This is a genomic window from Curtobacterium sp. VKM Ac-2887 (assembly GCF_015350935.1).
Lineage (GTDB): Bacteria > Actinomycetota > Actinomycetes > Actinomycetales > Microbacteriaceae > Curtobacterium.
Genome location: NZ_JADKSB010000001.1, coordinates 60,908 through 73,015, shown reverse-complemented (window position 1 = coordinate 73,015; position 12,108 = coordinate 60,908). Strand labels below are relative to the sequence as shown.

General features: G+C 72.1%; 14 protein-coding genes. 10 read left to right on the top strand and 4 right to left on the bottom strand.

The window, feature by feature from the left end; genetic code table 11:
• The first annotated feature begins 80 nt into the window (after positions 1–80).
• Genes ITJ69_RS00340 through ITJ69_RS00330 form a run of 3 tightly spaced genes read left to right on the top strand, consistent with a single transcriptional unit; the run spans position 81 to position 2,679 of the window.
• The gene (locus ITJ69_RS00340; RefSeq protein ID WP_194671700.1) at positions 81–1,052 is read left to right on the top strand and encodes a hypothetical protein; all 972 of its coding nucleotides are present in this window, start codon (positions 81–83) and stop codon (positions 1,050–1,052) included.
• 33 nt (positions 1,053–1,085) lie between these two features.
• Positions 1,086–1,826, top strand: coding sequence for a histidine phosphatase family protein (locus ITJ69_RS00335; protein WP_194671699.1), 741 nt, complete (start codon positions 1,086–1,088; stop codon positions 1,824–1,826).
• A complete protein-coding gene (locus tag ITJ69_RS00330; RefSeq protein WP_194671698.1) occupies positions 1,816–2,679 on the top strand; it encodes an NAD(P)H-hydrate dehydratase in 864 nt (287 codons plus the stop codon). The genes ITJ69_RS00335 and ITJ69_RS00330 overlap by 11 nt, the downstream gene beginning before the upstream one ends.
• Before the next feature lie 131 nt (positions 2,680–2,810).
• Here the strand turns inward: ITJ69_RS00330 and ITJ69_RS00325 are convergent, their stop codons facing one another.
• Entirely contained in the window at positions 2,811–3,248 is a 438-nt protein-coding gene (locus tag ITJ69_RS00325; RefSeq protein ID WP_123936903.1) for a YdeI/OmpD-associated family protein, read from the bottom strand.
• A 229-nt stretch (positions 3,249–3,477) separates the two neighbouring features.
• Between ITJ69_RS00325 and ITJ69_RS00320 the strand changes: the two genes are divergently transcribed.
• The 4 genes from ITJ69_RS00320 to ITJ69_RS00305 are packed head-to-tail and all read left to right on the top strand — an operon-like array spanning position 3,478 to position 7,581.
• A complete protein-coding gene (locus ITJ69_RS00320; RefSeq protein WP_194671697.1) occupies positions 3,478–4,620 on the top strand; it encodes an ABC transporter substrate-binding protein in 1,143 nt (380 codons plus the stop codon).
• Between the two features lie 5 nt (positions 4,621–4,625).
• Positions 4,626–5,603 (top strand): ABC transporter permease, encoded by a 978-nt coding sequence (locus ITJ69_RS00315; protein ID WP_194671696.1) that lies wholly within the window; start codon positions 4,626–4,628, stop codon positions 5,601–5,603.
• Complete coding sequence (locus tag ITJ69_RS00310; protein WP_194671695.1) at positions 5,600–6,514, top strand: ABC transporter permease; 915 nt, start codon at positions 5,600–5,602, stop codon at positions 6,512–6,514. The genes ITJ69_RS00315 and ITJ69_RS00310 overlap by 4 nt, the downstream gene beginning before the upstream one ends.
• Positions 6,511–7,581, top strand: a complete 1,071-nt coding sequence (locus tag ITJ69_RS00305; RefSeq protein WP_194671694.1) for an ABC transporter ATP-binding protein — start codon at positions 6,511–6,513, stop codon at positions 7,579–7,581. The genes ITJ69_RS00310 and ITJ69_RS00305 overlap by 4 nt, the downstream gene beginning before the upstream one ends.
• A gap of 179 nt (positions 7,582–7,760) precedes the next feature.
• Here ITJ69_RS00305 and ITJ69_RS00300 read toward each other — a convergent pair whose 3' ends face one another.
• On the bottom strand, positions 7,761–8,240 hold the full coding sequence (locus ITJ69_RS00300) for an NUDIX hydrolase (RefSeq protein WP_123936898.1): 480 nt from the start codon (positions 8,238–8,240) through the stop codon (positions 7,761–7,763).
• 59 nt (positions 8,241–8,299) lie between these two features.
• Here ITJ69_RS00300 and nagB point away from each other — a divergent pair, with 59 nt between their 5' ends.
• Positions 8,300–9,085 carry a glucosamine-6-phosphate deaminase gene (gene nagB, locus ITJ69_RS00295; protein WP_111085323.1) on the top strand — a complete coding sequence of 262 codons (786 nt, stop codon included), beginning with the start codon at positions 8,300–8,302 and terminating at the stop codon, positions 9,083–9,085.
• A 9-nt stretch (positions 9,086–9,094) separates the two neighbouring features.
• Here nagB and ITJ69_RS00290 read toward each other — a convergent pair whose 3' ends face one another.
• Positions 9,095–10,282: a MalY/PatB family protein gene (locus ITJ69_RS00290; protein ID WP_194671693.1), complete on the bottom strand. Its 1,188-nt coding sequence runs from the start codon at positions 10,280–10,282 to the stop codon at positions 9,095–9,097.
• Between the two features lie 45 nt (positions 10,283–10,327).
• On the opposite strand from ITJ69_RS00290, the gene ITJ69_RS00285 reads away from it, so the two are divergent.
• Positions 10,328–10,615, top strand: a complete 288-nt coding sequence (locus ITJ69_RS00285) for a hypothetical protein (RefSeq protein WP_123671476.1) — start codon at positions 10,328–10,330, stop codon at positions 10,613–10,615.
• Here ITJ69_RS00285 and ITJ69_RS00280 read toward each other — a convergent pair.
• Positions 10,557–11,132 carry a TetR/AcrR family transcriptional regulator gene (locus ITJ69_RS00280; protein WP_123671477.1) on the bottom strand — a complete coding sequence of 192 codons (576 nt, stop codon included), beginning with the start codon at positions 11,130–11,132 and terminating at the stop codon, positions 10,557–10,559. The genes ITJ69_RS00285 and ITJ69_RS00280 overlap by 59 nt on opposite strands.
• Positions 11,133–11,209: 77 nt before the next feature.
• Here ITJ69_RS00280 and ITJ69_RS00275 point away from each other — a divergent pair, with 77 nt between their 5' ends.
• A complete protein-coding gene (locus ITJ69_RS00275) occupies positions 11,210–12,106 on the top strand; it encodes an SDR family NAD(P)-dependent oxidoreductase (RefSeq protein WP_194671692.1) in 897 nt (298 codons plus the stop codon).
• The last annotated feature ends 2 nt before the right edge of the window (positions 12,107–12,108 follow it).

The window sequence follows — 12,108 nt, the reverse complement described above, 5'->3', positions numbered from 1 at the left end:
GGCGGGCAGGCCTGGAGGCCCGTCCACAGACCTCGACGTCAGCCCGCTGGGTGCATGGCGGGTCGGGCAATGTCTCCTCCATGAACGAACCGCTGCCCATCCTCCGGGCCTCGCCCACGCGTGAGGCCGGACTCGACGCCACCACCCTGCGCCGCCGGACCCGACTCCAGGGTCCGGGCCGACTCGTCCGGGCAGGGCCGAACGCGTTCGTCGACGGGGCAGCGTGGGACGCGGCCGGGCCACGGCAGCGGTACGTCACCCGCGTGTACGCGCGGCTCGGCCGGCTCGGCCCGCGGGCGACGGCATCGCACGACTCAGCGGCCGCGGTGCACGGCCTGCCCGCGCTCGGCGGGTGGAGCGTCCCGGTGCACGCCACCGTGCCGGAGTCGATGTACCGGGGCAGGACCCCCGAGCTGGTCCTGCACACGAGACCGGTGTCCGGCGCCGAACGGGTCCGGGTCGGCGACCTCGCCGTGACCGCGGTCCCGCGGACGGTGATCGACATCGCGATGAGCGGGGACCTGCGCACTGGGGTCGTCGTGGCAGACGCTGCGCTGCGCAACGGGACCGAGCGCGACGAGCTGTGGCGAGCGGTGCACCCGAGTGCTCGCGGGCGGGCCCGGGCCGCACAGGTCCTCGACCTGGCCGACGGGCGTTCGGGCTCGCCGGCGGAGTCACTCGCGCGCGTGGTCTTCCGCGAGCTCGGGTTGCCCGCTCCCGTGCTGCAGCAGGAGTTCGTCGTCGATGGCCGCCGGTCCGCCGTCGACTTCTGGTTCCCCGCAGAAGGCGTCGTCGTCGAGATCGACGGACGCGCGAAGTACACGCAGGACCGGTACCTCGGCGGTCGCAGCCAGACCGAGGTGTTCCTGGACGAGAAACGTCGCCACGCCAGGCTGCTCACGGTGCCGGGTGTGCGGACGATCATCCGGCTCGAGTGGCGGGACCTGTTCGACCTCGATGCGCTGGCGCTCCGGTTCCGCGCCGCGGGGTTGCCGTGTGCGATCCGCCCGGTCCGGAGCGCCCGCCGCACCGCAGTCGGTGGGCGTCGGTGAGCCGGCTCAGCGCGGCGTGGTTAGCGTGGCGGCATGGCAGTGCAGGAGATCTGGCTCGTCCGCCACGGTGAATCGCTCGCGAACGTCGCCGCCGCCCGAGCAGAGGGCGCGGGCGACGACGTCATCGACGTCGAGTACCGGGACGCCGACGTCCCGCTGAGCCCGCTCGGCGAGTCGCAGTCGCGGTCGCTCGGACAGGAACTCGCCGATCGTGGCATCGACGACGTCCCCGTGGCGCTGTGGGTCTCTCCGTACCTGCGTGCGCAGCAGACCATCGAGATCGCGCTCGGGGCCGGCGGACTGGCCGAGCCCGAGAAACGGGTGGACGAGCGGCTCCGCGACCGCGAGCTCGGTGTGCTCGACCTGCTCACCCTGCAGGGTGTCCGGAACCGGTACCCCGAAGAGGAACGTCGCCGGCAGTGGCTCGGCAAGTACTACCACCGGCCAGCGGGCGGCGAGTCCTGGGCCGACGTGATGCTCCGGCTCCGATCGGCACTGGTCGACGTCGAACGGATCGAGGGCACCGAGCGGCTCGTCGTCGCGGCGCACGATGCCGTCGTGATGCTGGTCGTGGCGGTGTGCCTCGACCTCGACGAGCCGGCGCTCATGGAGTTCGCTCGGACGCACGCGGTCGCGAACGCCTCCCTCACCCGACTCCGCCGCGAGCGTGCGGGCGCACCGTGGATGCTCGAGGAGTTCTCCTCCGTCGGCCACCTCGACGACGACGAGGTCACGGCACACACCGGCCGGAAGGACGACGAGCATGTCCGCTGAGACCGTCACACCGAACTTCCTGCGGGACTGGCCGCTCCCCGAGCCGGGCGCCGGCAAGTACGGTCGCGGGCAGGTGCTCGTGGTCGGCGGCGCAGCGCGGACGCCCGGAGCCGCGATGCTCTCGGCGCTCGCTGCACTCCGGGTGGGAGCGGGGCGGCTCACCCTCGCGGTGGGGCGGAGCATCGCGAACGAGGTCGCGGTCGCCGTGCCCGAGTCCGGCGTCGAACCGCTCGACGAGGATGCGGACGGTCACGTCGCCGTCGGTGCCATCGAGGGCATCGCCGCCTCCGCCGCGAGTGCGGACGCGCTGCTGGTCGGCCCGGGACTCGACGAGCCGAACGGCACCCGTGACCTGGTGGCCGGACTCGCCGACGTCGTCGGACCACAGACCACCGTCGTGCTCGATGCGTTCGCCCTCGGGGTGGCGGCCGACGTGCGGGACCGTCTGGAACCGCTCCGGGGTCGGCTGGTGATGACGCCCAACTCCGGCGAAGCCGAACGGCTCCTCGGTCGGGAGGGCAGCGGCGACGACGTGGCCGACGCGATGGCGATCGCGCAGCGGTTCGGTGCGGTCGTGGCCCTGGGGGACGCCATCGCGACTCCCCAGGGGCGGAGCTGGATCAAGGGCACCGGCTCCGGAGGACTCGGCACCAGCGGCAGTGGCGACGTCCTGTCGGGTGCGGTCACCGGCCTGCTCGCTCGTGGCGCGGAACCGGCACAGGCGGTGGCGTGGGCGTCCTACGTGCACGCGGCTGCCGGTGATCGGCTCGCGGTGCAGGTCGGGCCCCTCGGGTACCTGGCGAGCGAACTCGTGACCGAGATCCCGCGGGTGCTCGTCGAACTCGGCGCCTGAGCTCGCCCGTTCTTTCCCAGAGCGCGCGCGATACCTCATGCTTGCGGGCATACCTGCCAGGAACTTTCGACCAGGTACGCCCGAATCGACCAGGTACGCCGCCCGCGCCGCGCCGCGCCGCGCCGCGCCGCTCAGCCCTGCAGCGCCTCCACGGCCTTCGCGATGCGCCGCGCTCGGGTCTCCGGCGCCTTCGCCTGCGACACCGGGTCGGCAAGCGCTCGCTGCCGCGAGTTCGACAGGGTGTCGAACGCTGCACGCACCCCAGCGTCCTGCAGTGCCGCCGCCAGGTCGTCGGGCAGGTCGATGACCCGGGGCTGCGTGTCGACGACGAGCGTGACCTCGACGGTGTCCCCGGCCGCGATACCCGCGGCCTCGCGGTGCGACGCGGACAGCGGCACCAGGAACTGCTCGTCCATGACCCCGACGGTGGACCGGTAGGTGTAGCCGCCGTTGATCGTGACCACCACCGGCGGGCGCTTCCCCGCACCCAACGCATCGATCACGGACGACGGGACCGGGAGCCCTGTCGCCGTCTTCCTCGCCAGCAGGACCGTCGTCGTGAACTGCATCCGTGCCTCCAGGCCGTGAACCGGAGCACGCACCGAGCGTGCCGCCAGGCGAGATCGTACAGCCGCACCCGCTGTTCCGCAGCCGTTCACCGGCGCAGCACGGGCCGGAAACCGGCCGCCTCCACGATCGTCCCGGGCCGAGAACCGCGGCCCCGCCCGAAGCACCCACCCGCAGCACCCGCAGCACCCACCTGAAGCACCCGCAGCACCCACCCGAAAGGCACCTCCCGTGCAGCACAAGCGCACCATCGCCGGCATCGCCCTCGCCGCCGCAGCGATCGTCACCCTCGCCGGATGCTCGGCCACGAGCTCGGCCAGCACGACGAAGGACGACACGAACTGGAAGACCGCCACGAGCGCCGAGGCCTCCGGCGGCATGGACGCCCTCGTGAAGGCCGCGAAGGCCGAGGGACAGCTCAACGTCATCGCGCTGCCGCCGTCGTGGGCCAACTACGGCAAGATCATCGACGGCTTCACGAAGAAGTACGACATCAAGGTCAACTCCGCGAACCCGAACGGCTCCAGCGCCGACGAGGTCGCCGCGGTGAAGTCGCAGAAGGGGCAGTCCACCGCTCCCGACGTGCTCGACCTCGGCAACGCCGTGCTGCAGGAGAACCTCGACCTGCTGACGGACTACAAGGTCGCGAACTGGAGCGACATCCCGGACACGCTCAAGGAGCAGGACGGCGCCTGGACCCGCGACTACACGGGCCTGATGTCGATCGGCTACGACTCGTCGAAGATCACGGACGCCCCGAAGGACCTGACGGACCTGCTCGGCTCCGAGTACAAGGGCAAGGTCTCCATCGCGGGCGACCCGACGCAGGCGAACCAGGCTGCGTCCGCGGTCTACCTGGCCGCGCTCGAGAACGGCGGCTCGGCCGACGACATCACCAAGGGCGTCGACTACTTCGGCAAGCTCAAGCAGGCCGGCAACTTCCAGAACGTGCTGCCCACGCAGGCCACGGTCGCCTCGGGCGAGACCCCCGTGGTCATCCAGTGGTCGTACAACAACCTCGCCTGGGGCCCCGCCGCCGGTGCGAGTGGCAACAAGGACTGGAAGACCGTCGTGCCTGAGGGCCAGGCGCTCGGCTCGTACTACTCGCAGGCCATCAACAAGGACGCCCCGCACCCCGCCGCAGCGCGCCTGTGGCAGGAGTACATCGCCAGCCCCGAGGCGCAGAACCTGTACCTGCAGGCCGGTGCGTTCCCGTCGACCCTCGCTGCCCTGAAGGAGTCCGGCAAGGTCGACCAGGACGCCCTCGACGCCGCCGGCGGTGCGCCGAAGGACTACGTCGAGCTGACCGACGCGCAGGTGGCAGACGCCGCGAAGGTGCTGTCTGCCAAGTGGTCCTCGACCATGGGGTCCTGACCAGCATGACCACCGCATCGGCGGGCGCGCCCGCGCCAGCAGCGAGCGCACCGGCGACGAGCGCGACGAGCCCCGTGCTCCCGACGTCCGCACGAGCGCCCGTCGATGCCACCCACGGCGCCGGACCCCGTGTCCGGCGCCGCGTCGGCCTGGCCTGGCTCGGCCTCACCCCGTTCGCCGCGTACGTCCTGCTCTTCCTCGCCGTCCCCGCGGTGATCGCGGTCGGCAGCGGGTTCTTCACCGACGACGGCGCGTTCACCCTCGCGAACCTCGCAGCGTTGGCCGAGCCCTCCGTCCTGCGGGCCTTCGGCGGCTCGTTCGGCCTGTCCGCCGTGTCCGCCGTGATCGGCGCCGTCATCGGAGCGCTCGTCTGCTGGGCACTGTCGGCACTGCGGCCCGACGGGCTCGTCCGGTCGATGATCGACTCGGCCGCGAGCGTCCTCGCCCAGTTCGGCGGCGTCATGCTCGCGTTCGCGTTCATCGCCACGATCGGCGTGCAGGGTCTCGTCACGACGTGGCTGGTGTCCCTCGTCGACGTGGACCGCAACGCGACCGGCGCCTTCCTCTACACGGTGCCCGGTCTCGTCATCCCCTACGTCTACTTCCAGGTGCCGCTGATGGTCCTCACGTTCATGCCCGCGCTCGAGGGCGTGAAGACGCAGTGGGGCGAGGCCGCCGCCACCCTCGGCGCCTCCCGCGCCACGTACTGGCGCCGGATCGCCCTGCCCGTGCTCGCACCGGCGTTCTGGGGCTCGTTGCTCCTGCTGTTCGCGAACGGCTTCTCGTCGTTCGCCACCGCCGCGGCACTCATCTCGCAGGGCGGCATCGTGCCGCTCACGATCCGCACGCAGCTCACCAGCGAGACCCTCATCGATCTGCAGAACGTCGCCGGCGTGCTCGCCTTCGGCATGGTCGTCGTGATGGCGGTCGTGATGGGCGCGTACTCGTTGCTGCAGCGCCGGGCCGCAAGGTGGCAGCGATGAGCGCGGCAACGCCGGTGGGGCCGTCGCGTCCGACGTCGGTCGCGTCCGGTCGGACGGGAGGCTCGCCCCGCGTCGGCCGCTTCGGCACGGCCCCGTCACGGGGCACCGCCACGGCCGTGCTCACGGTCGTCGGGATCGTCTTCGCCGTCCCGCTGGCCGCGCTGGTGCAGTTCACCTTCCGCGAGGGCACCGACGACGGTCTGACCTTCGCGCACTGGGCCGCCATCGTCGACCCGGCCAACGCGTTCACCTACCAGCCGGTGTTCGACGGCCTCGGGGCATCGCTGCTCATCGCGGTCATCACCGTCGGCATCGTGCTGTTCGTCCTGCTGCCCGCCCAGATCATCACGGCGCTGCGCTACCCGAGGCTCCGCCGCGTGCTCGAGTTCGTCTGCATCGTCCCGATCACGGTCCCCGTGGTGGTGCTCGTCGTCGGCTTCATCCCCGTGTACCAGGTGGTCTCGCGGGTCTTCGGGTCCGGTGCCTGGACCCTGGCCTTCGCGATCGGCATCGTCACGCTGCCGTTCGCGTTCCGCCCGATCGCCGCCGCCATCACCGCGACGGACATGACGGTGCTGTCCGAGGCCGCCCGGTCGCTCGGCGCCTCGTGGTGGACGGTCACCTGGCGGGTGCTCCTGCCGAACCTGCGCCGGGGCATCACCGCCGCGTGCTTCCTCACCATCACGGTGGTCCTCGGCGAGTACACGCTCGCCGCGTTCCTGTCCCGCACCACCTTCCAGACCGCCCTCGTGCTCGTGCAGCAGACCGACCCGTACGTCGCCGCGATCTTCTCGGTCGCGGCCCTCCTGTTCGGCTTCGTGCTGCTCGTCGTCATCGGCCGCATCGGGACGGGCCGTCGTGCCGGCCGTACCCGCACCGTCCGCACCACCCGCGTCAAGGAGTCCGCATGACCGTCACCGCACCGGCAGCCCCGGCGTCCCTCGCCTCCACCGGCGCCGTCGTCGAGCTCGAGGCCGTCGAGAAGCACTACGGCACGCACCGGGCCCTGGCCGGACTGTCGCTCCGCGTCGAACCGGGCGAGTTCGTGTCCCTGCTCGGCCCGTCGGGCTGCGGCAAGACGACGGCGCTCCGGGCGCTCGCCGGCCTCGAGGCCATCGACGCCGGCGCCATCCGCATCGACGGCCAGGACGTCGCCGCCACCCCGGTGAACAAGCGCGACATCGGGATGGTGTTCCAGCAGTACTCGTTGTTCCCGCACATGACGGTGCGGCAGAACGTCGCGTTCGGCCTCGAGATGCGCCGTGTCCCCGCCGTCGAGCGCAGGAGCCGCGTGGTCGAGGCACTCGACATGGTGCACCTGGGCGAGTTCGCCGAGCGCTACCCGCACCAGCTGTCGGGTGGCCAGCAGCAGCGCGTCGCCCTCGCCCGGGCCCTGGTCACGCGGCCCCGGGTCCTCCTGCTCGACGAGCCGCTCTCCGCCCTCGACGCCAAGGTGCGCGTCTCGCTCCGTGAGGAGATCCGCCGCATCCAGAGCGACCTCGGCATCACCACGGTGTTCGTCACCCACGACCAGGAAGAGGCGCTCGCCGTCTCCGACCGCATCGCCGTGATGAACGCCGGCGACATCGAGCAGATCGGTACGCCGGAGGAGCTCTACCGCTCCCCGTCGTCGGCGTTCACGGCGGACTTCGTCGGGCAGTCCAACCGGCTGCAGGGCGACCTGCGCGGCGGCGACGTGTTCGTGTACGGGTTCCGCGTGCCCGCGCTCGACGCCTCGGTCGCCGACGGGCCGGTGCTCGCCTACGTCCGACCGGAGGACGTCGCCTTCGCCCCGGAGGGCATCAGCGGCACCGTCGCGTCGTCGAGCTTCCTCGGCTCGATCCGCCGCACCACGGTCCGGCTCGACGACGACACCGTCGTGATCGTGCAGCACGAGGTCGGCGACCGTCGCGCCGCCGGCGAGTCCGTCGCCGTCCGCCTGCTCGGCGCCCCCGTGGCGGTGGCCCCGCTCACCTGACCGCGACTGCTCGTTCGACGAAAGCGACAGTCCTCGCCGGCCCAGGCGCGTCCCCTCCGCGAAAGCGACAGTTTCCCGCGGAAGGTCGGCGGCACACTGTCGCTTTCGCGGGGTGGGCGCGACGACGGGCGGACGGGAGGCGCGTGACGGCCTGGCACCGGGCCTCCCGTCCGGTGGGGTCAGCGCTGGAAGCGCGCCTCGCGCTCGTCGGACAGGGCGGCCGCAACGCGGGCTCGCATGTTCGCGGGCATGTCGGGCAGGTCGTCGAGCCGGGCCCAGAACGCCTCGGTGTTCTCGCCGTCCGCCGGGTTCGGCGTGCCCGAGACGTACCGGCAGGCGAACACCAGGTCGAGGTACTGCGCCCGGTCGCCGTTCGGGTACGTCATCTCCGGCAGCACCTGCACCCACGCCAGCCGTTCGGCCACGGCGACGACGTCGGCCTCTTCCAGGACCTCGCGCTCGGCGGCGACGGCGGGTTCCTCGCCCGGGTCGACGATGCCGGTCACCGGGGTGAAGGCACCGTTGTCCGCACGACGGACCACGAGGAGCTCCTGGTCGGCACCGGAGCCCCGCGTGACCACGGCGGTGACGCCCGTCAGCCACAGCGGATCGGTGCCGATCCTCGAGCGGAGGGACAGGACGAAGTCGGGGGTGGGCATGTCCCCACGCTACCGATCCCGCCCTGTCGGAGACTGGTCATGACCAGTAGCATGGGCGTGTGGAGATCATCATCCTGCCCACGCCGGCTGAGGTCGGTCGCGTCGCCGCGGCCAAGATCGCGTCCGTCGTCGCCAAGAAGCCGTCCGCCGTCATCGGTCTCGCCACCGGATCCAGCCCGCAGGGCATCTACACCGACCTGCAGCGCCGGGTCGGTGCGGGCGAGATCTCGTTCGCCGAGGCTCGCGGGTTCGCCCTCGACGAGTACGTCGGCATCCCGCTCGAGCACCCGGAGTCGTACGCCAGCGTCATCGCGCGCGACGTCGTGGCGCCGCTCGGGTTCGACCCCTCGCGGGTGCGGGTGCCCGACGGTCGTGCCGACGACCTCGAGTTCGCGGCGAAGGAGTACGACGCCGCGATCCGTGCCGCCGGCGGGATCGACGTGCAGATCCTGGGGATCGGCGCGAACGGGCACATCGGGTTCAACGAGCCGACGTCCTCGTTCGCCTCGCGCACCCGGATCAAGACCCTGGCGCCGTCGACCCGTGACGCCAACGCGCGGTTCTTCGACTCGCCCGAGCAGGTCCCGACGCACTGCATGACGCAGGGGCTCGGCACCATCCTCGACGCCCAGCAGCTCGTCCTCGTCGCGCAGGGCTCCGCCAAGGCCGACGCGGTCGCCGCCGCGGTCGAGGGGCCGCTCAGCTCGTTCGTCCCCGGTTCGGCGCTGCAGCTGCACGAGCACGCGACGGTCGTCGTCGACGAGGAAGCCGCGGCCGGCCTGCAGCTCGCCGACTACTACCGCTACACGTACGCGAACAAGCCGGCCTGGCAGGTGTTCGAGTAGGACCGACGATCAGCCGCCTGCACGCTGCCGGAACGCGGTGTGCAGGCGGCTGAGGCCGTCATCGAGGGTCTCGGCCGAGCACCCGAAGTTCAACCGCGCGAAGCCCTGACCCTGGCGTCCGAACGCCGGGCCGGAGGCGAGCGCCACCTTCGCCTCGTCGACCAGCAGTGCCGCGGGGTCGTCGCCCCACGGCAGGGCGCGCAGGTCCAGCCACGCCAGGTAGGACGCCTGCGGCTGCCGGTACTCCGCCCCGGGCAGGACGTCACCGATCCGCTCGGCCAGGGTGCGGCGGTTCGCGGCGAGTTCGGTGAGCAGGGACGCGAGCCACGGCCCCCCTTCGCTGAACGCGGCGACGCTCGCGGTGTACCCGAGGATCCCGGTGCGCTCGACGACCTCGGTCGGCAGGGCGTCGAACCACGCACGGGCCCGCTCCGAGGCGCCGACGATCAACGCGCACTTCGTGCCCGCGAGGTTCCAGGCCTTGCTCGCGCTCGTCAACGAGACCCCGAGCGCGGCGGCCTCGGGGCAGGACTCCAGGAACGGCGTGAAGACCGCGTCGGCGTGCACGAGCGGCGCGTGGATCTCGTCCGAGACGACCACGGCGTCCCACTCGGCGGCGAGCTTCGCGAGTGCGACGAGCGACGAGCGGTCGTGCACCAGGCCGAGGGGGTTGTGCGGGTTGCAGAGCAGCACGGTGCGCGCGCCGTCGGCGAACGCCTGCGCGAGGCCGTCCAGGTCCATCCGCCAACCGGCCGTGGTGTCGAACGGGTCCGCGGGGCCGTCGGGTGCGAGCAACGGGACCTCGGTCACGGTGCCGCCGGCCTCGGACACGTACTCCCAGAACGGCGGGTACACGGGCGGCATGATGACGACCTGGTCGCCCGGCTCGATGATCCGGCGGAGCATCTCCACCGCAGCAACCGACACGTCGGTGGTGGTGCGGACGAGGTCGGGGTCGACGCGCCAGGCCCACCGGCTCTCGGCGAAGTCCGCGAACGCCTCGGGCAGGGCACGACCGTGGCCGACGTACCCGGTGTCACCGTTGGTGACCGCGGCGACGAGGGCCTCACGCACCGGTTCTGCGAGCATCGAGTCCATCTCGGCGACGAACATCGGCAGGACGTCCGGCGGGTACGCGGTGTACTTCTCGCTCGTACGGCTGCGGTGCGCATCGAACACGGAGACCATGACGCTCATGCGCCCATCCTGACAGTGCCCGTCGCCGCCCGGCAGGATGAACCCGTGGAACCCCGCTCGCGTACCGTGCTCCGGGCCGCCCGTGATGCGGTGCTGGTGGTGGCCGGCAGCGTCGCGATCGGCCTGGTGATCGTGATCGCCGGACTGGGATGGCTCGACGACATGCCCTACCGGGGGTCCTCGACCGAAGCGGCCTACATCGCGGTCGCGGTGGCGGCGGTGGCCGTCTGCGGGTTCGGGGCGCTCGTCGGTCTCGCCGCGATCAGGGCGTCGGTCAGCTCGTCGGACGGAGCCCGGCGAGCAGGATCTCGACGTAGCGCTCCGGATCGCTGACCCGGGTGCCGCCGGCGACGGCCGCTTCGCGCAGCCCGCACAGCAGCCGGCGGAGGTCGTCGGCGTCGACGTCGGTCCGGACGATCCCCTCGGTGCGTCCCCTCGCGAGCAGCGCGTCGACGGACACCACCAGGTCGCCGGCGAGGGCAGCGGTGTCCGCACAGGAGAACCCGCCGTTGGTCAGCAGGTCACCGAGGGCTGCGTCGTCCACCATGCTCCGGAACGCGGCCGTGACGACCCCGCGGAGCGCATCGGCTGCGTCCGGCAGCACGACGGCGTCGCGGACCTGGTCGAGCATGTCCTCGAGCGCGTCGATCGCGAGCGCTTCGAGCAGGTGCTGCTGGCTCGGGAAGTGCCGGTAGGCCGTCCCGACCCCCACTCCGGCCTCGTGCGCGACGGCGTTGAGCAGGGCCGGTTCGCCCCGGTCGACGAAGGTGCGGGCGACGTCGAGCAGTGCCGTCCGGTTGCGCTGGGCATCGGAGCGCAGCGCCTCGGGTCGGGCCATCGCGATCGTCATGTGGACACTCTATCCGGTTGTGCTAGCGTTCCGGATGAATCATCCGATTGGGTGCGCCGAACGAGCAGGAGACGACGATGGACAGCTTCGAGTGGGAACCGGCAGCGATGCCCGACCAGCACGGCAGGACCGTGGTGGTCACCGGCGCGACCGGTGGGCTCGGCCTCGTCGTCGCCACGACCCTCGCCTCGGCCGGCGCCCGCGTCGTCGCCGGGGTGCGCGACCTCGACAGGGCGGCTCGCGTCCTCCCCGTGGGTCTCGACCTGGAGGCGCGGCTCGTCGACACCGCGTCCGTCGCGTCCGTCACGGCGTTCGCCCGGCAGCTCGCCGAGGACGGCATCGTCGTGGACGCCCTCGTCAACAACGCCGGTGCGACGATCGGCGCGTTCGGGCGCACCGACGAAGGAATCGAGCGCACCTGGGCGACGAACGTCGTCGGGCCGGCCGTGCTCGCCGAGGCGATGCTCCCGCTGCTCGGCGGGCCGTCTCCCCGCATCGTGCTCGTCGGCTCGAACCTGTCGCAGCGCACCCGCCGCGTGCCTGGTCCCGGCGGGGTCGACGGTCCGGACGACTACTCGCAGTTCGGTGTGTACACCGACTCCAAGACCGCGGCCGCAGCGCTGAGCGTCGACCTCGGTGAACGACTCCGTGCTGCCGGTTCGGACATCCGGACGGTGATCGCGCACCCCGGCATCGCGGCGACGGGGATGAACGACCAGGCGGAGACCCTGACGCAGCGCCTCGGCGGCATGGTCGCACGCAGCTTGGCCCGGACCGCTGCGGACGGCGCTCGTTCGACCCTCTGGGCAGCCACCGCCGCGGACGTCACCGAGGGGGTGTTCGTCGGACCTGCCCTCCGCCGTGGTGACCGGCGGCTGCACGTCGTGCCGGTGAAGGGCCCGGCGGCGGACCCGGCGTTCCGCGCTCGCGTCCGGGCGTTCGTGGACCAGGTCGCGGTGCGCGACGGGTCCTGATC